Below are 16,676 nucleotides of genomic sequence, written 5' to 3'. Positions count from 1 at the left end.
GGTTTTCGCACCTCGCTCGGAGAGAGGAACCATGAGCAGCAACCACGACACCGAGATCAAGGAGCTGCTCGGCCGCATGACGCCGATGGAGAAGCTCGGTCAGCTCCAACAGCTGGCCTGGGGCTTCAACACCGGACCAGGCGGGCCCGGCACCGAGGACGTCGAGGCAGCCGCCCGCGCCGGCCGGGTCGGGTCGGTGCTCAACCTGATGGGCGCCGCGAACGCCAACGCGCTGCAGCGCATCGCCGTCGAGGAGTCCCGGCTCGGCATCCCGCTGATCTACGGGCTCGACGTCATCCACGGCTACTGGACGACCTTCCCCATCCCGCTCGCGCAGGCCGCCGCCTTCGACCCTTCGGTCACCGAGGCCGACGCCGCCGTGTCGGCGCGCGAGGCCCGGTCCGACGGGATCGGTTGGGTGTTCTCGCCGATGATGGACGTCACCCACGAGCCACGCTGGGGCCGGATCGCCGAGAGCCACGGCGAGGACCCGTACCTGACCGCGTGCTACGCGGCGGCCAAGGTCCGCGGCTACCAAGGCTCGTCGCTGAGCGCACCCGACCGGGTCGCCGCCTGCGCCAAGCACTTCGCCGCGTACGGCGGGGCCGAGGGCGGCCGGGACTACAACACGGTCGACGTGTCGGAGCAGCGCCTGCGCAACCTCTACCTGCCACCGTTCCTGGCCGCCGTCGACGCGGGCGCGGCGACCGTCATGGCCGCGTTCAACACCGTCAGCGGGGTTCCCGCGCACGGCAACACGCACACGCTGACCGACATCCTCAAGACACAGTGGGGCTTCGACGGTGTCGTGGTCAGCGACTGGGCGGGAGTCGACGAGCTGGTCACCCACGGTTTCGCCGCCGACAGCGCCGAAGCGGGCCTGCTGGCCGTGAACGCCGGGGTGGACGTGGAGATGGCCAGCACCAGCTTCGTCGAGCACGGCCCGGAGCTGCTGTCCCGCGGCCGGATCAGCGAGGAGCGGCTGGACGACGCGGTGACGCGCGTGCTGCGGCTGAAGTTCCGGCTCGGGCTGTTCGACCGGCCCTACGTCGACCTCGACGCGGTGGTCCAGGAGCCGACCCCTTCGGCGCGGGCGGCGGCACGCGCCGCGGCGGCACGCTGCATGGTGTTGCTCAGGAACTCACCGGCCGTCCTCCCCCTCGACCCGGCGGTCTCCACCATCGCCGTGGTCGGCCCGTTCGCCGACTCGACCGACCTGCTCGGCACGTGGGTACTCGGCGAGACGCAGCGGCGCTTTCCCGCCGGTACCGTCCGCCAAGCGCTCGAGACCGCGCTGCCGGGCACGCGGATCCGCCACGCCGACGGCGTCCAGGCGGCGGTCGACGCCGCCATGGCCGCCGACGTCACGATCGTGGTGGCCGGTGAACCGTCGGCGCTCAGCGGCGAAGCGGCCACCCGTGCCGACCTCGGACTGCCCGACGCGCAGGAGGAGTTGATCGCCGCCGTCGCCGCGACCGGCAAGCCGTACGCCGTCGTCCTGCTCGGCGGCCGCCCCCTCACCGGGGCGTGGCTGGACTCGGCACCGGCCGTCCTCATGGCCTGGCACCCCGGCATCGAAGGCGGCAACGCGATCGCCGATGTCCTCACCGGTGCCGTCAACCCCGGCGGCAAGCTGCCGGTGACGTTCCCGCGCGCGGTCGGGCAGGTACCCATCTACTACAACCGGGAGAACACCGGACGCCCCTACGACCCGGCCCGGCCGGAGAACCCGTTCGTCTCCGCGTACCTCGACCTCGCCGACGGCCCACGGTTCCCGTTCGGCCACGGCCTGAGCTACACCACGTTCGTGGTCGACGAGCCGTCGCTGTCCCAGGACAGGATCGGCGCCGCGGCCCTGCGCGACGGCGCCACGGTCGAGGTCACCGTGACACTGCGCAACACCGGCGACCACGCAGGTGACGAGGTCGTCCAGTTGTACGTGCACGACCGGGCGGCGAGCATCGTGCAACCGGTGCGCAGGATGCGCGGGTTCCAGCGCGTCCACCTGGCCGCGGGCGAGCAGACATCCGTGCGCTTCACCCTGGCGGCCAACGACCTGGGCTTCTGGACCGGCGACCCGAACGGCCGGTTCGTGGTGGAACCAGGCAAGATCGACATCCACACCGGCACCAGCTCGGCGACGACGAGCAGGCGCACACTGACGATCACCTGAGCCACGGTTCCCTGCGGCAGGCACGTGCGTTGGACGGCTTTCGCGGTACCTGCGCCGGGCGGCGCCCATGGTCGGTTACGTCAGCCACCGATCGCACGCGCAAGGAACCAGGTCGGGTCAGGCCTGGTTGATGGTCGTGAAGAAGCCGTGGGCGACGTCGTACAGCTTGACGTTCTCACGCTGTGACCGTTCGACCAGCATCTTGAACGCCCGGTCGGCGTCAACGCCGTGAGCGGCCATTTGTACGCCTTTGGCCTGCTCGATCACCGGACGCGATGCCAACGCGGTCCGCAACTGGTGCACCAGAGCGAGGGAACGCAGGTAACGACGGGCGTTGCCCACCGCGGCCACGGGCAGCGGTCAGCAACTGCAGCAGCGAGCTGTCCACGGGAGCGAACGCATCGGCGCCGGGGCCGTAGGCGTTCAACGATCCCACCAGCTCGTCCTCGCGGTCGTCGGCAGCGGGGATCACCAACGGCACCGACAGGAACGACCGGACACCAGCTGCCTCCGCCACCTCGACCGATGCCCGCAACGGCTCCCGTGTCGTCGCCGCCTCCCGTTCGGGCCCTTCTCCCGCCGCGAACTGCACCTGATCCGCCGGCGGCACCTGCGCCGAGGTCGCCGACACCGTCCGCGGCCCCGCCGCGTCGTGCACCGTGACCGTCACCGCGTCTGTCCCGGCTGGAACCTCGGCCGAAATCCCGGATCGCCGACGCCGACGTGCTGCTCGCGGACACCGTGGTGCCCACGACGACACTCGTGCGCGCGCTTTCTGGCCAGAATCGTCGATGCGGCGTCCGCGACAGCCGGAGCGCCCGTTCAGCACCTGGTGCTCACCCATCCCGCGAACTGGGGCTCGACACGGATCGGTGCTCTGGGCGGCGTGGACGCATCTGCTGGAATCCGGACGGGTCAGCCGGTTCAGATTGTTCTACGGCTCGTCTCCGGCAGACGCTGCGCGTTCACACTGACCTGCATCGGTACGTCACTGCAGAAGCTGACTTCTCAGGGTTGTCAATAACACTGACCCATGGTGCAAAGCAGCCGCGCGCTGCGTCCGGTCACCCGGCTCGTGGCCCTCGCGTTGATTCCCGTGCGGGTGTCGAACGGCGCTCCGGAGAGAAGTACCGTGGTACCACCTCCCTCCCGAAGATGCCGACCGCAGTACGACGAAACGGGACGGAGTCGGGCCTAGCGTTAAGACTATGACGAAATCTGACAGTCCACTGTGGAGGTTCGGGGCGGCCACCATGGCGCTGGCGACGGCGTTCGCTGTCGTCGCCTGCGGGTCGGACGCCGACAACAGCGCGGCGCCCGCCGCGACCGGATCGCACGGCGCGCACGCGAGCGGGTCGTCGGCTCCACCGCAGCCGCTGCGCGCCGGCGAGCGGTTCGTCGACCTGAAGATGGCCGAGGCATACACGCCCGCGCCGCCGGAGGGCGGCACGGACGAGTACCGGTGCCAGATGATCGATCCGGGCCTGACCAAGGCGGCGTTCCTGACCGGGACCCAGTTCACGCCGGAGAATGTCGCCATCGCACACCACGCCATCGTGTACGCGGTGCCGCCGGGCGGCGCTGCCGCGGTGCGCGAGCAGGACGCGAAGACCCCCGGCCTCGGCTGGCAGTGTTTCGGCGGGACCGGCGTGGACGGCGCCGAAGTAGAAGAGGGGGACGCGGCGTGGGTGGACACCTGGGCGCCGGGCGCCACGGAGACGCTGCTCGACCAGGACGCCGGCTACAAGCTGGAGCCGGGCAGCCTGATCGTCCTTCAGATCCACTACAACCTGCTCGCCACCGACGGCAAGCCGGCCGGGTCGGACCGCTCGGCGGTGCGGCTGCGGCTGACGGACGGCACGCCGCAGACCCGGGAACTCGAGACGTGGTCGCTCGACGCGCCGATCGACCTGCCCTGCGCCGCCGACGAGTCGGGTCCGCTCTGTGACCGGGCGGCCTCGATCGCGGACGTGACGAAGCGGTTCGGGCCGGAGGTCGGCGAGATGGCGGACCGTCAGGTGGAGGAGTGCAACCAGGGCGGCGCGCCGAAGCCCGGTGACACCCAGACCTGCGACCACAAGGTGGAGGCGCCGATGACGCTGTTCGCCGGTTTCGGCCACATGCACATGCTCGGGCGGGCCATCAAGGTCGAACTCAACCCGGGCACGCCGAACGCCAAGGTCGTGCTGGACGTGCCGCAGTTCGACTTCGACAACCAGCGGCTGATGAAGCTGCCGTCGCCGGTGGAGATCGGCCCGGGAGACACCCTGCGGGTGACGTGCACGCACGACGCGGGGCTGCGCAAACTGCTGCCGCAGCTGAGCAAGCTGCCGCCGCGCTACGTGGTGTGGGGCGACGGCACCAGCGACGAGATGTGCATTGGCATCATGACGGTCTCCCCCCGCAAGTCCTGACGAAGCGTCGAACGTGTGTGAGCTCACCGAGGTCAACAAGCCGAAACACCACTGTTTGCGCTCAGGAGGCATCGTCTTGCCAGATCCAACACGCCGCACGGTTGTCTGCGGCCTGCTAGCCGGTCTGGTCGCACCGGTTTCCCTAGCCGCCTGCTCGTCCGAGACACCCGCCGCCAACCCGCCCGCCGGAGGATCCTCCGGCTCCGGTGGCACGCCGTTGGCCAAGCTGGCCGACATCCCGGTCGGCAGCGGGGCGATCGTGGACGGACCGTCAGGCAAAGTCCTGATCGTCCGGCCATCGGAGAACGAGGTCAAAGGGCTCGACCCGGTCTGCCCGCACGCGGGCGTCACCGTTTCCCGACCGGCGGGTGGCACCATCACATGCCCCGGCCACGGCAGCGTCTTCGACGCCGCGACCGGCGACATGAAGAAAGGGCCGGCGACCACCGGCCTGACCCCGATCCCGGTGAAGATCAGCGGCGACTCAGTCGTGACCGCCTAGAAAGGTGTCGGCGGCCCGCCGGAACTCGGCGGGCCGTTCGACCCAGGGATAGTGGCCGCACTGGTCGATCAGCACGACATCACCGTTCGGGAAAAGCCTCGCCAGCGCCTTCGCCGGCCGCACACCCGTCAGACAGTCCTGCGCGCCACCGAGCACCAATGTCGGTGCCTTCACCGCAGCGAACCTGCCGGCCAGATCTTTGCGGTGGCTGCACGCTGAAACGCCTGCGCCGCGGCAAGGTCGAACTTCCCCAGTTGTGCGTGCTTCTGTTCAACTGCCGTCCAGGCGGCGTACCCAACCGGGGCGCACGCCTGCTGCCAGGCATTGAACGCTGTCTCGTCGGACAGATCGGCGCCGCCTTGGAACGCGGCAACAGCTTGTCGAACACCGGGTCGCCACTTCGTTCACCGATGAGCTCCGCCGCGTCGGCGGGCTCGTCTACCAGATAGGTGGACGGCGGCGTGACGAGAAGGAGTCGGGCGACCCGCTCCGGATACTGCGCCGCGTAGCTGATCGCGAGCCTGGTGCCGGCAGAATGGCCGATGGTGGTCAACCGCTCCTGCCCCAGATGCTCGCGCAGCGACTCGACATCACGGGCTTGAGTCCAGTACGCGCCGGTTTCGGCTCGCTCCGGCTTTGGTGACTTGCCGACAGCTCCGAGCTCACACACGTCCGCACTGAACTCACACCCGTGCGGCGTCGTGGCGGTCGGACGGGCGGTGACGTGGGCGGCTGCAGGCGGACCGGCAGCGGAGCGGTCGATCACGCGGAGCGGATCGGCCCCGGTGCGGTGCGGCTGGGACTACGGTCGCGCCCCCGACGGACGCGCGAGATGAAGCGCTAGATCGGCCGGGTGAGTCTCAGGTCGTAGGCGAGGATGACGGCCTGGATCCGGTCCCGTGCGCCGATCTTGGCGAGGACCCGCCCGACGTGGGTCTTCACCGTCGACTCCGACAGCGTGAACCGTTGCGCGATCTCGCCGTTGGTGAGGCCGTGGCCGATGGCGACGAGGATCTCGCGCTCGCGGCCGGTCAGGGAGTCCAGCCGGGGATCCTCTCGCACGGGCCCGCAGAGGTCATCGCCGAGCCGGTCGGCGCACGCGTCGAGCAGCCGCCGAGTCAGCGCCGGCGCGATCACCGCGTCCCCGGCGGCGACGGCCCGGATGCCGGCGAGCAACTCCTCCGGGCGGGTGTCCTTCAGCAGGAAACCGCTCGCCCCGGCCCGCAGCGCGGCGAGCGCGTACCGGTCCACGTCGAACGTCGTCAGCACCAGGATCCGCGAACGCCCACCGGCGGCGACGATGCGCCGGGTGGCCTCGATCCCGTCGACGCCCGGCATGCGGATGTCCATCAGCACCACGTCGGGATGCAGCTCGGTGGTCCACCGAACGGCCTCGGCGCCGTTCTCGACCTCGCCGACGATCTCGGTGTCGGGGGTGCTCTCCAGCAGCATGCGAAACCCGAAGCGCTGCAGCGGCTGGGCGTCCACCACGAGCACAGAGATCATGAATGGCTGCCTTTCAGGGTCACGTAGACGGTCCAGCCGCCGTCAGATGCCGGGGCCGGCGCTGACCGTGCCGCCGTAGAGCGCGGCGCGTTCGGCCATGCCGGCGGGGCCGAGACCCGCGTCGCCCGGCGACGCCTACTTCATACCGAGCGAACCTGAGACGACCGTTAAAACGGCGCTCAGACCAGTTGGCCGCCGGCGCGGGTTCGTCGTCGGGCGGGCCGCTGTCGTGCACGACGATGTGGACCTGGCAGGAGTCGGCCGCCAGGCTCAGGTCGACGGTGGTGCGCGGGCCGGCGTGCGTGAGGGCGTTGGTCAGGGCCTCCTGCACGATGCGGAAGGCGGCCAGTTGCACGCCGAGGTCCAGCCGGTCGGGACGGCCGGATCGCAATCATCGCAACAGCCGATTTCGCAGCGCTCGGATCTCGTGCTCCAGGGCGACGTTCGACTCCTTGCGGTGCTCGATGACCACGCTTGTCTCGATCGGGGCTGGGAGACACTTGCGCACGGAAGCAGCCGAGGCTCCTCGGAAACAGCTCTGGTAAGCCTGATTTACAGGCGGCGATTCTCCCGCACCCGCAGACGTAAAACTAATCAACGACACGCGACACTAGTGATGGCAGTCAACGCAGCGCCGTCCGAGGAAGCGCCGCCCGGTCGGTTGGCAGGCCGGTGGGTGCCGTGGTTGGTGATCGGGTTGTGGGTGGCGCTGGCGGCGGCGCAGCGTGTTCGTCTTCGACACGATCCTCGGGTTCAAGGGCGTCGACTACTCGGTGCCGTTGCTGGCATTCCTGTTCCTGGTGGCGCTCGGCGTCGACTACAACATCTTCCTGGCGAGCCGGGCCCGGGAGGAGACCGTGTGTCTGGGCACCAGAGAGGGCATGCTCAAAGCCCCTCTCCGCCACCGGTGGCGTCATCACCTCGGCAGGCCTGGTCCTGGCGGCCACGTTCGCGGTCCTCGCCACGCTTCCGCTGGTGATGCTGATCGAGGTCGGGTTCCTGGTCGCCTTCGGCGTGCTGCTCGACGCCCTGCTCGTGCGGTCGGTCCTGGTGCCCGCCCTCACCCTGCTGATCGGCCGGCGGATCTGGTGGCCGAGCCGGCTGTCCCGACCGGCGGAGCTGCCGGACGGTCAACAGTCGCTCGCCGACGACGAGGAGCCCGCGCTGCAACGGTGAGCGCGGCGGCACGGACGAGATCCGGGACGGGGACCCAGGCCCGTCCCGGATCTTTTCATGGGCCCGACGGCCGCCGCCCCCTTTTGGTCCTGCGCCGACGGTGAGCCGCGCGGGGCCATGCCCGAGGGCCGCCGTCCCTTGTCCTGCGCCGCGCCGCCGGGGCGGGTCAGCGCACCGCGGTGTCCTCCCCTGCGGTGAGCCGCGCGATCGGGGCGGGCGGGGCCGCAGCCGGAAGGTCGACCCGAAGCAGCGCGCCACCGCGTGCGGACCGGGCGACGGTGACCCGGCCGCCGTGGGCGTCGACGACCCGCTGCACGATCGACAGCCCCAGACCGGATCCCGGCAACGCCCGGGCGCTGTCGGCACGGTAGAACCGGTCGAACACCCGCGGCACGTCGGCGGCGTCGATGCCCGGCCCGGCGTCGTCGACCTCGAGCACCGCCGACGCGCCCTCCGCACGGAGCCGGACCTGGACCGGCTGGTCCGCGGGAGACCACTTGCCGGCATTGTCGATGAGGTTGAGCACCGCCCGTTGGAGGCCGGCGGGACGCCCGCTCACCCACACGGAGGTCACGTCGAGCGCGACCTCGATGTCGGGCACACGGGAACGCGCCCGGGTCGCGGCGGCCACCACCACGTCGGCGAGGTCGAGCACCTCGGTGCTCTCGTCGCTGACGTCACCGCGCGCCAGGTCGGTCAACTCGGCGGCAAGGGTGCTCAACTCGGCCACCTGGGCGCCGAGATCGTTGAGCAGCCGGGTCCGGCTCTCCGCCGGCAGTGCGCTGTCCAGGGTGCCGCGCCGATCGAGCCGGATCAGCAGCTCGACGTTGAGGCGCAGGCTGGTGAGCGGGGTCTTGAGCTCGTGGGCGGCGTCCTCGGCGAGCAGCCGCTGGGCCCGACGGGAGTCCCGGAGCGCGGCGAGCATGTCGTTGATCGACTGGATCAGCCGCCGGATCTCCCCACCGCCCTCATCCGGGATGTCGGCGTCGAGATCCCGGGTGTGCGCGACACGGACCGCGGCGGCGGTCAGCCGGTCGATCGGTGCCAGCCCGGTCCGCGCCACGGTCCGCCCGACAAGGGCGCCGCCGACCACGCAGAGCAGCCCGATCAGCAGCATGCCCAACCCGAACCGGTTGATCGGGCTGTCGTCGGCGACGCGGGCCACCTGGACCGCGCCGTCGCCCGCCCGCAGCGTGTAGATGAGGTAGCCGTCGTCGTCGCTGTCGCCCGACTCCATCAGGTCGGCCGACGCGCCCTGCGCCACGCGCCCGGCGTGCTCGCTGACCGGGGGCAGCGCGGGTTGGCCGGCCGGCGTCCGGATCGAGCCGTCGGGCAGGATGACTCGCGCCAGCCGACCGGATCCGGGATACGGCGGTAGCTGGACCTGCGCCAGACCGGCGCGCTCCGCGTTCGTCGCCAGGACGCGGGAGTCGGCGCGTAGCTGATCCTCCGCGGTGTCCTGCAACTCCCAGTCCAGTAGCTCGCTGGCCACCTGGAAGGCCACGAACACGCTGACCGCGATGGCCGTCGCCGCGATCACCGTCAGCCTGGTCCGCAGGGACCGCCGGCGCCACCAACGGGTCAGCCGGCGCGAGCCCCGGCCGGCGGGCCTGCTCACGGAGGAGTCTCCCGCAACGTGTACCCCAAGCCGCGCAGCGTGTAGATCAATCGCGGCTCACCCTCGGCCTCCATCTTGCGGCGCAGGTAGCTCACGTACACCTGGAGGTTGTTGGCGGTGACGCTCATGTCGAAGCCCCAGATCGCCTCGAACAGCGCGTCGCGGGTCAACACCCGGGTCGCGTTGCGCACGAGGACCTGCAGCAGGGAGAACTCGGTCCGGGTCAGGCGGAGCGGCCGCCCGCCCCGCCACGCCTCGAACCTGTCGGGATCGACCCGGACGTCGGCGAACGACAGGATCTGCGACTCGTCGTCGCCCGGCGCGCGGCGGCGCAGCAGGGCCCGGACCCGGGCCAGCAACTCCTCGGTGGCGAACGGCTTGGGCAGATAGTCGTCGGCGCCCGCGTCCAGCCCCGCGACCCGGTCGAAGACCTGATCCCGGGCGGTCAGCATCAGCACCGGCAGATCCCGACCCGCCGCCCGCAACCGCCGGCAGGTCTCCAACCCGCCGAGGCGGGGCATCATCACGTCGAGGATCAGCAGATCCGGCGCGTCGCCACCGACCCCGTCGAGCACGGCGAGACCGTTGGTGACGGTGCTGGTGTCGTAACCCTCGACCTGGAGCACCCGCTCCAGCGACTCACGGATGGCCGCCTCGTCATCCGCGATCATGATCCGCACGCCGGCCCGCCCCCTCCAGTCGATGCTTTTGCCGCTCATTCTCCCCGATCAACCTGAGGCCAGGATTAGAGCGTCTCCGCTGTGATGCCCGCGGGCCGTGCTCTTACGGAAGCCCAAGCTTGTTTCAGGGTCCTGGCGTTCGACGTGACACCTGGTTGATCATGGGTGAAGCCCTTGGTTGATCATTCCTTCTTGCGACAGATGGAAGATCACCACCAAGGGCTTCAGTTGATCAGTGTGCACCACACCAGCGCGACCGATGCGCTGGGGGACCTGTCCGGGTTCCGCTACGAGTTCTACCGATGCCTGACCACGCGGGCGGACGCGTTGTTCGAGTTGACCGACGCGGCACTGTGCACGGACGGGCCGGTCACCTCGCTGGCCGAGTTGTCCCTGGCCGCCGAACACCGACGTGGTCTGGCTCCCTGTACGACAGCCTGAACTCCGGCCGGATCGACATCACTCGATTCCGAAATATCATTGTCTGCCAAGCCATTCCCCGCTGCGACGGGCGACTGGGTTATCTGGTTTCCAGGGTTGCGGTGACGGGGTGGGTCTCCATCAAACCCGGGGCGGGACACCATCCTGCTCGACGATGCCTCAGTACGACCCCACCGTGCGACCGGCATGATCCTCGAACTCAGCGAGGTCCCCCTGGTTGGCCACCGCCAACTCGGCCAACGTCTGTCCGGTCGGCAACCGACGAGCCTGGAACGATGCCGTCACCTGCTTGGACCAGCCCCTGCTGATAGGCGATGACGACCAGCTGAGCGCGGTCGCGTGCCCCCACCTTCGACATCGCCCGGTGGATGTGCGTGCGCACGGTCAGCGGGCTCACGACCAGCCGCTCACCGATCTCCTGGTTCGACAGCCCGTGCGCGGCCAACGCAGTCAACTCACGCTCGCGGTCGGTCAGGATCGAGAGCAACCCCTGGGATACGTCGCCGGCGCCGCCGTTCCCGGACAGGAAGCGGTCGATCAGTGCGCGGGTGGCAGCCGGCGAGAGGAGCGCCTCCCCCGCCACGACGGTTCGGATCCCGTCCAGCAGGCCCGCCGCGGTGACATCCTTGCCGAGGAATCCGCTCGCCCCGGCCTTGAGCGCGCGGGCCACGTGTTCGTCGGTTTCGAAGGTGGTCAGGATCAGCACGCGGGTGTCCGCGAGGTCGGCGCAGATCTCCTGTGTCGCGGCCAGGCCGTCGCGGACGGGCATCCGGATGTCCATCAGCACCAGGTCCGGACGGTGGCGCCGGGCGAGATCGACCGCCTCCACGCCGTTCGATGCCTCGGCGACGACGGTCATGTCGTCGCAGGAGTCGATCAGCATGCGGAAGGTCGAGCGGAGCAGCGCCTGGTCGTCGGCGAGAAGGATGCGGATCATCGGCTGTTGGTCACGGATCCGTTCTCTGGCTTGGTTTCTCGATGAGTTGTTTGTTGCTGCGCCGGAACGCCCACACGATGACCACGGCCACCGTCATCGACATCGGTGTACCCATGACGACACGGGCGAATCGGCTGGCCGAACTGGCCCGGCGTCAACGTGGCATCGGGAATGGCTTCCGCTCGCTTGGTCTGGTCGTGGACGGGTTCGGTCATGGTCCATTCCCAGGAGAACAGCTGCGGCCGCGCACCGATGCACCTGACGTCCTCGTAGCGCGAGATCGCCCAGAAACCGCCGTTGGCGTCGGTCCAGTGCACCGGGGACCGGTGGCGCAACGCCCGGTAGGCAGGCGCCGGATCACCCAGGTAGAACTCGGGCGACGCCAGCTGATAGTCCATGTTCGCCCCCTCCGGCCGGGCATCCGGCCGGAGGCCCTTGGCGTGTAGCACAGTACACCTAATTATGCGACCATCTACACCTAACTGCGATGCTGGAGCGCGGTTGCCACCCGGGAGATCCGCTGTGCGTCCAACCTCCTCTTCGAGGCTTGCGACAACAAGGTCCTCGCTTCGATGACTTGGTCTTCCAGCCGCTGTCGTTTCGCCATCGCTCCATCCTGGACACAGCGGCCCCTCAGCGGGCTCGGCACGAGTCTACCGAGCTTCCGGCCGGCAGGGGCCATAGCGGCCGACGCGTCTACTGCGGACTCCTACTGCGATCTTCGTATGCGGTGCCTGCATCCGCATGACGACGACGGCGGGGTCCGGACGGAAGGCTTGAGCCACGTTCGAGGAAGTGGAGTGTTGGTTATGGCTGGATTGCTCGGTCGTCTCGGCCGGTTCTCGTTTCGCAGGCGGCGGCTGATCGTCGCGGTGTGGTTGTTGGCCCTGGGTGGGGCGGTGCTGCTCGCCGTCACGTCGGAGGGTCCGGTCAGCACCAAGCCGTCGATGCCGGGAATCGAGTCGCAGCAGGCGTTCGATCTCATCGAGGAGCGATTCCCCGGCTCGAATGCGGATGGGGCGTCGGCGACCATCGTGTTCGTCGCTCCGCCGGGCGGCTCGGTGGCGGCCGAGGAGAACCAGCGGATCATCGAGGCGGCCCTGGCGCCGGTCTCCGGCGGTCAGCAGGTGGCACGGGTCGTGCCGCCTTCGGCGGGCGGGAGCATCAGCGGAAACGGTTCGACCGGGTTCGCTTCCGTGACGTATACGGTGCCGTCGGCCGAGGTGACCGACGAATCGCGTGCCGCACTGGCCGCGGCGGTGGAGCGGGCACGAGCCGAAGGGCTGACCGCGGAGATGTCCGGCTCGGCGCTCAAGACCGGTACCAAGATGAGCGCCATGGAGCTCATCGGAGTCGCGATCGCGGCTCTGGTGCTGCTGATGACGTTCGGTTCGCTGGTGGCGGCCGGGCTGCCGCTGATCACGGCGATCATCGGCGTGGCCATCTCGTTCCTGGGCGTATGGGCGGTGGCCGGGCCGCTGGGGATGGCGGTCACCAGCGGGATGCTCGCGCTCATGCTGGGGCTGGCGGTCGGCATCGACTACGCGATGTTCGTCGTCTCGCGCTACCGGGAGGAACGCCACGGCCAGGACGACGCCGAGCTGGCGGTCGGTCGCGCGGTCGGAACGGCAGGTTCGGCGGTGGTGTTCGCCGGGATGACCGTGGTGATCGCACTGGCCGGTCTTTCGGTGGTGGGTATCCCGATGCTGGCGAAGATGGGCCTGGCCGCCGCCGGTGCGGTCGTGGTGGCCGTCCTGGTGGCGCTCACCCTCGCGCCGGCGCTGCTGGGCTTCGCCCCGGACCGCGTGCTGGGACGAGCGCGGCGCCGAGGCGGCGCACCCACCTCCACGCGCCGGTCGCCGGCTCGGGCGTGGCTGCGCCTGGTCCTGCGCAGGCCGCTCGTGGTCACACTCGCCGGTGTCGCGCTGCTGGGTGTGATCGCGATTCCCGCCCTGTCGCTGCGGCTGGGCACGCCAGGGGACGCGGCGCTGCCGGCCACGGCCACCCAACGTCAGGCGTACGACCTGCGGGCAGACGCGTTCGGGCCCGGGTTCAACGGCCCGCTGACGGTCGTGGTCGACGCGCGCGGCGCCGCGGACCCGAAAGCCGCGGTGGCACTGGTCGCGGAGAGCGTCAAGGGGACCAGCGGCGTGGTGTCGGTGTCGGAGGCAACCTTCAACCGGCCGGGTGACACGGCGATCTTCAGCGCCGTGCCGACGACCAGCCCGACCGACGAGCGCACCAAGGACCTGGTCGAGTCGCTGCGAGCCGCCCGGCCTCAGGTGGAGGCGGCCGGTCTGGTGACCTACGAGATCACCGGCACCACCGCGCTCGACATCGACATGGCGCAGAAGACACAGGCGGCGCTGCTGCCGTACGTCGCGATCGTGGTCGGCCTCGCCCTGCTGCTCCTGCTCCTCGTGTTCCGGTCGATCTGGGTCCCGGTCAAGGCCACGCTCGGCTTCCTGCTGTCGCTGTTCGCCGCGCTCGGGGTGATCGTCGCGGTGTTCCAGTGGGGCTGGGCGGCCGACCTGCTCGGCGTCGAGCAGGTCGGGCCGGTCATGAGCCTGATGCCGATCCTGCTGGTGGGCATCGTGTTCGGCCTGGCCATGGACTACGAGGTCTTCCTGGTCTCGCGGATGCGCGAAGCACACACGCACGGCAAGCCGGCCAACGACGCGATCGTCACCGGCTTCCAGCAGAGCTCCAAGGTTGTTGTCGCCGCCGCAGTGATCATGGTCGTGGTCTTCGGCGGGTTCGCGGCGGCCAACGAACCGCTGATCAAGATGGTCGGCCTCGGGCTCGCGACCGCGGTCTTCTTCGACGCCTTCGTGGTCCGGCTCACGCTGGTCCCCGCCGTGCTGCGGCTGCTGGGTGAACGGGCCTGGTGGCTGCCTCGCTGGCTCGACCGGATGCTGCCCCACGTCGATGTCGATGGCGAGGCGCTGAACGAGGAACAGCCCGAGCCCGAACGAACGTCGGCCCACGCACTGAGCGGGCGTTGATTATCCGGAATAGGGTCCGATCGATGAACGTGTTGACCGCGCTGGTCGCGTTCTTGTTCGCTGCCCTCGGTGCCAGCCTTGGCACCGAGGGCATCTTCCGGCCGGCCGAACTCCTGCCCGGCGTGCTGCTCAGCCTGGTCGCGAGCGTGGCCCTGTTCGCCGCCGCCCGATATCCGCGCGCCGCGACGGTCGTCGCCGTCGCCTGCGAGACCGCCGCGTGCGCGGCCGACTACCTGCCGACGCCGTTGCTGCTGGCCCCCCTGATCGGGTGCCTGTACCGGCTGACGGTTCTGGTCAGCCAGAAGGCGGCCGCCTGGTGGACCGGCTTCGCCGTCGGCGCGGTGATCCTGGGCGGACTGATGGGCGACGCGACCCCCACCGGCGGATCCTTGATCCTGCGGACCGCCGGTGTCGCCCTCTGGCTGCTACCGGCGGTGTTCGCCGGACGGATGACCCGTGCCCAGCGGGCGTACCTGCGGATGGTCCAGGCCCGCGTCGAGGACGCCGAGCGTGGCCGCGACGACGAGATCCGCCACCGGATCGGCGAGGAACGCCTGCGCATCGCCCGTGAGCTTCACGACGTCGTCGCGCACCACCTGACCGTCGCCAACGCGCAGGCCGGCACCGCGGCCCACCTGATGGCCGAGCGTCCCGACCAGGCCCGCGAGCTGCTCGTCGGGCTGGACAGCTCCACGTCGGCGGCGCTGCGGGAGCTCAAAGCGACCGTCGGCCTGCTCCGCGACACCGACGACGATACCCAGGCGGGCACCATGCCGGCGCCGGGTCTCGACCAGCTTCCCGAGCTGGTCGAGGCCTGCCGGGCTGCGGGGGCCGACGTCACCGTGCGGACCGACGGCTCACCTCGGCCGCTGCCCCCGCTGGTCGAGCTCACGGCGTTCCGCATCGTCCAGGAGGCCCTGACCAACGTCACCAAGCACGCGGTCCGCCCGGTCGTCACGATCACCCTGACCTACGCCGAGGACACCTTCTCCGCCCGCGTGGTGAACACCGGGGCCCGCCCCGGCCCGGCGGGATCGGGAGGGTACGGGCTGATCGGCATGCGCGAACGCGCGCACGCGGTCGGCGGCCTGGTCTCCGCGGGCCCCGCCGACCCCGATCAGTACACGGTCTCCCTCACCATCCCCCTGACCACCTGGCAGGAACACCAGCCACCTCGATGACCTGAACGGATGCCGCGTGCACAACAGGTGCACTTCCATGATCGGGAGTTACACCGCTCGTTCTACAGTCCCGGAGCCGGTCCAGGCCCCAGAACTAGTCGTTAGGCGTACTGAGCTGTGGTGATGTCTGCGAGGGCGGGCACGAGCTCGTGGGGTTCGGTGAGGTGGCCGCGGGGGTCGCGTTCGGCCAGGGCTGTGTTGATCGCGGTGTCGAAGCTGTCCCGGGTGTGGTGAGCGGCTGGGAGTCGCTGGTACCAGCGGTAGCCGCGGGGCGGGGCGGGCACACCGGCCTGCGCGAGGTAGTCGTCGATACCGTCGTCGATGATGTCCTGGTCGTGTTGGGTGCGTGGCTCGGTGTCGGTGCGGGTACCAGTGCTGTCGGTGGTGATGACGCGCACGGTGTGCTGGCCATGGTCGGGTATCCGCACCAGGTTGTCCGCACCGGCAAGCCAGGCGATCAGCATCGTGTACCCGGTGTCGGGGACCAGGTGGAAGGTGCCCCCGTCGACGGTCACGTGGTCGGTCACGTGGTCGGTCACGTGGTCGGTCACGTGGTCGGGGGTCCCGCCGCGTGGCGGGGCGGCGATTTGACGGCATGTGTCCCACATCGTGCCGCCATAACCAGTATCACGGCCCGTGTTTCCGTCCGTCGTCATCCACGCCCCCATTGCCAGTCGGTGTGCTTGGCCGGGTGGTCGGCAGCGCCGTAGCGCTCGCCGACCACCCGGCCAGGTATCAGGAACGGTATTCGCTGTTACGGGAAGATGCAGTTCTGGCTCGCGTAGCAGTTGAAGTAGAGGCCTTCCAGGGTGCCCATGGTGTACCGGCCGTAACCATCCGGTGTGAAGTACGCGTTCGCCGCGCCGTAGTACTCATTCGAGTTGACCAACCGTGGGGTCTGGAGGTTGCCGCTGTTCCAGCGGGCTGTGACGCGCGGGTAGAGATCGCCGTAGGTGCCGCAACTGTTGTCCGGCCAGTGGTGCAGCAGTCACGTCGACCAGGATGCCTCCGAGCCGGTGGGGTTGACCCCGCGCGAGGCCCGA

Annotated in this window: 18 protein-coding genes and 1 pseudogene; 7 read left to right on the top strand and 12 right to left on the bottom strand. The window is 69.8% G+C overall.

Annotation, left to right across the window (positions count from 1 at the left end; genetic code table 11):
* The first annotated feature begins 31 nt into the window (after nt 1-31).
* Complete coding sequence (locus ACFPCV_RS21380; RefSeq protein WP_378058027.1) at nt 32-2,173, top strand: glycoside hydrolase family 3 N-terminal domain-containing protein; 2,142 nt, start codon at nt 32-34, stop codon at nt 2,171-2,173.
* Nucleotides 2,174-2,290: 117 nt separating this feature from the next.
* On the opposite strand, the gene ACFPCV_RS21375 is transcribed toward ACFPCV_RS21380, so the two are convergent.
* On the bottom strand, nt 2,291-2,476 hold the full coding sequence (locus ACFPCV_RS21375) for an ANTAR domain-containing protein (protein ID WP_378058026.1): 186 nt from the start codon (nt 2,474-2,476) through the stop codon (nt 2,291-2,293).
* On the bottom strand, nt 2,394-3,017 hold the full coding sequence (locus ACFPCV_RS21370) for a GAF domain-containing protein (RefSeq protein WP_378058025.1): 624 nt from the start codon (nt 3,015-3,017) through the stop codon (nt 2,394-2,396). The genes ACFPCV_RS21375 and ACFPCV_RS21370 overlap by 83 nt, the downstream gene beginning before the upstream one ends.
* A gap of 364 nt (nt 3,018-3,381) precedes the next feature.
* Here ACFPCV_RS21370 and ACFPCV_RS21365 point away from each other — a divergent pair, with 364 nt between their 5' ends.
* Both ACFPCV_RS21365 and ACFPCV_RS21360 read left to right on the top strand, forming a co-directional pair.
* A complete protein-coding gene (locus ACFPCV_RS21365) occupies nt 3,382-4,587 on the top strand; it encodes a monooxygenase (protein WP_378058024.1) in 1,206 nt (401 codons plus the stop codon).
* Nucleotides 4,588-4,663: 76 nt separating this feature from the next.
* Nucleotides 4,664-5,089 carry a Rieske (2Fe-2S) protein gene (locus ACFPCV_RS21360; RefSeq protein ID WP_378058023.1) on the top strand — a complete coding sequence of 142 codons (426 nt, stop codon included), beginning with the start codon at nt 4,664-4,666 and terminating at the stop codon, nt 5,087-5,089.
* Here the strand turns inward: ACFPCV_RS21360 and ACFPCV_RS21355 are convergent.
* The 4 genes from ACFPCV_RS21355 to ACFPCV_RS21340 all read right to left on the bottom strand — a co-directional run bounded on the left by ACFPCV_RS21355 (nt 5,072) and on the right by ACFPCV_RS21340 (nt 6,926).
* Entirely contained in the window at nt 5,072-5,245 is a 174-nt protein-coding gene (locus tag ACFPCV_RS21355) for an alpha/beta fold hydrolase (protein ID WP_378058093.1), read from the bottom strand. The genes ACFPCV_RS21360 and ACFPCV_RS21355 overlap by 18 nt on opposite strands.
* On the bottom strand, nt 5,169-5,855 hold the full coding sequence (locus ACFPCV_RS21350) for an alpha/beta fold hydrolase (protein WP_378058022.1): 687 nt from the start codon (nt 5,853-5,855) through the stop codon (nt 5,169-5,171). The genes ACFPCV_RS21355 and ACFPCV_RS21350 overlap by 77 nt, the downstream gene beginning before the upstream one ends.
* A gap of 74 nt (nt 5,856-5,929) precedes the next feature.
* Entirely contained in the window at nt 5,930-6,595 is a 666-nt protein-coding gene (locus ACFPCV_RS21345; RefSeq protein WP_378058021.1) for a response regulator, read from the bottom strand.
* Nucleotides 6,596-6,614: 19 nt separating this feature from the next.
* A complete protein-coding gene (locus ACFPCV_RS21340) occupies nt 6,615-6,926 on the bottom strand; it encodes an ATP-binding protein (protein WP_417281554.1) in 312 nt (103 codons plus the stop codon).
* 391 nt (nt 6,927-7,317) lie between these two features.
* On the opposite strand from ACFPCV_RS21340, the pseudogene ACFPCV_RS21335 reads away from it, so the two are divergent.
* Nucleotides 7,318-7,771: pseudogene (locus ACFPCV_RS21335) on the top strand (MMPL family transporter); the annotation flags it as partial.
* Between the two features lie 166 nt (nt 7,772-7,937).
* On the opposite strand, the gene ACFPCV_RS21330 reads toward ACFPCV_RS21335, so the two are convergent.
* Nucleotides 7,938-9,389: a HAMP domain-containing sensor histidine kinase gene (locus tag ACFPCV_RS21330; RefSeq protein ID WP_378058019.1), complete on the bottom strand. Its 1,452-nt coding sequence runs from the start codon at nt 9,387-9,389 to the stop codon at nt 7,938-7,940.
* Nucleotides 9,386-10,069 carry a response regulator transcription factor gene (locus ACFPCV_RS21325; protein WP_378058092.1) on the bottom strand — a complete coding sequence of 228 codons (684 nt, stop codon included), beginning with the start codon at nt 10,067-10,069 and terminating at the stop codon, nt 9,386-9,388. Before ACFPCV_RS21325 ends, ACFPCV_RS21330 begins: the two co-directional genes overlap by 4 nt.
* A 228-nt stretch (nt 10,070-10,297) precedes the next feature.
* Here ACFPCV_RS21325 and ACFPCV_RS21320 point away from each other — a divergent pair, with 228 nt between their 5' ends.
* Nucleotides 10,298-10,510, top strand: a complete 213-nt coding sequence (locus ACFPCV_RS21320) for a hypothetical protein (protein ID WP_378058018.1) — start codon at nt 10,298-10,300, stop codon at nt 10,508-10,510.
* Between the two features lie 199 nt (nt 10,511-10,709).
* On the opposite strand, the gene ACFPCV_RS21315 is transcribed toward ACFPCV_RS21320, so the two are convergent.
* Nucleotides 10,710-11,447 (bottom strand): response regulator transcription factor, encoded by a 738-nt coding sequence (locus ACFPCV_RS21315; RefSeq protein WP_378058017.1) that lies wholly within the window; start codon nt 11,445-11,447, stop codon nt 10,710-10,712.
* Nucleotides 11,444-11,845: a hypothetical protein gene (locus tag ACFPCV_RS21310; RefSeq protein WP_378058016.1), complete on the bottom strand. Its 402-nt coding sequence runs from the start codon at nt 11,843-11,845 to the stop codon at nt 11,444-11,446. The genes ACFPCV_RS21315 and ACFPCV_RS21310 overlap by 4 nt, the downstream gene beginning before the upstream one ends.
* 411 nt (nt 11,846-12,256) lie before the next feature.
* Between ACFPCV_RS21310 and ACFPCV_RS21305 the strand changes: the two genes are divergently transcribed.
* Both ACFPCV_RS21305 and ACFPCV_RS21300 read left to right on the top strand, forming a co-directional pair.
* The gene (locus tag ACFPCV_RS21305; protein ID WP_378058015.1) at nt 12,257-14,452 is read left to right on the top strand and encodes an MMPL family transporter; all 2,196 of its coding nucleotides are present in this window, start codon (nt 12,257-12,259) and stop codon (nt 14,450-14,452) included.
* A 23-nt stretch (nt 14,453-14,475) separates the two neighbouring features.
* A complete protein-coding gene (locus tag ACFPCV_RS21300) occupies nt 14,476-15,633 on the top strand; it encodes a sensor histidine kinase (RefSeq protein ID WP_378058014.1) in 1,158 nt (385 codons plus the stop codon).
* Between the two features lie 101 nt (nt 15,634-15,734).
* Here the strand turns inward: ACFPCV_RS21300 and ACFPCV_RS21295 are convergent, their stop codons facing one another.
* The gene (locus ACFPCV_RS21295; RefSeq protein ID WP_465251569.1) at nt 15,735-16,241 is read right to left on the bottom strand and encodes a DUF5956 family protein; all 507 of its coding nucleotides are present in this window, start codon (nt 16,239-16,241) and stop codon (nt 15,735-15,737) included.
* Nucleotides 16,242-16,387: 146 nt separating this feature from the next.
* Nucleotides 16,388-16,522, bottom strand: coding sequence for a hypothetical protein (locus ACFPCV_RS21290; RefSeq protein ID WP_378058012.1), 135 nt, complete (start codon nt 16,520-16,522; stop codon nt 16,388-16,390).
* Between the last annotated feature and the right edge of the window lie 154 nt (nt 16,523-16,676).

It is taken from the genome of Actinophytocola glycyrrhizae (genome assembly GCF_042653545.1).
GTDB classification, from domain to species: domain Bacteria; phylum Actinomycetota; class Actinomycetes; order Mycobacteriales; family Pseudonocardiaceae; genus Actinophytocola; species Actinophytocola glycyrrhizae.
Note: the sequence above shows the minus strand (reverse complement) of the source record. Positions and strands in the feature narration are given on the sequence as shown.

Excerpts from the sequence above, each read along its gene's own strand:
- ACFPCV_RS21295 (WP_465251569.1), bottom strand. The coding sequence starts at position 16,241 with ATGTGGGACACATGCCGTCAAATCGCCGCCCCGCCACGCGGCGGGACC.
- ACFPCV_RS21370 (WP_378058025.1), bottom strand. The coding sequence starts at position 3,017 with ATGGGTGAGCACCAGGTGCTGAACGGGCGCTCCGGCTGTCGCGGACGC.
- ACFPCV_RS21305 (WP_378058015.1), top strand. The coding sequence starts at position 12,257 with ATGGCTGGATTGCTCGGTCGTCTCGGCCGGTTCTCGTTTCGCAGGCGG.
- ACFPCV_RS21365 (WP_378058024.1), top strand. The coding sequence starts at position 3,382 with ATGACGAAATCTGACAGTCCACTGTGGAGGTTCGGGGCGGCCACCATG.
- ACFPCV_RS21380 (WP_378058027.1), top strand. The coding sequence starts at position 32 with ATGAGCAGCAACCACGACACCGAGATCAAGGAGCTGCTCGGCCGCATG.
- ACFPCV_RS21345 (WP_378058021.1), bottom strand. The coding sequence starts at position 6,595 with ATGATCTCTGTGCTCGTGGTGGACGCCCAGCCGCTGCAGCGCTTCGGG.
- ACFPCV_RS21300 (WP_378058014.1), top strand. The coding sequence starts at position 14,476 with ATGAACGTGTTGACCGCGCTGGTCGCGTTCTTGTTCGCTGCCCTCGGT.
- ACFPCV_RS21315 (WP_378058017.1), bottom strand. The coding sequence starts at position 11,447 with ATGATCCGCATCCTTCTCGCCGACGACCAGGCGCTGCTCCGCTCGACC.
- ACFPCV_RS21310 (WP_378058016.1), bottom strand. The coding sequence starts at position 11,845 with ATGGACTATCAGCTGGCGTCGCCCGAGTTCTACCTGGGTGATCCGGCG.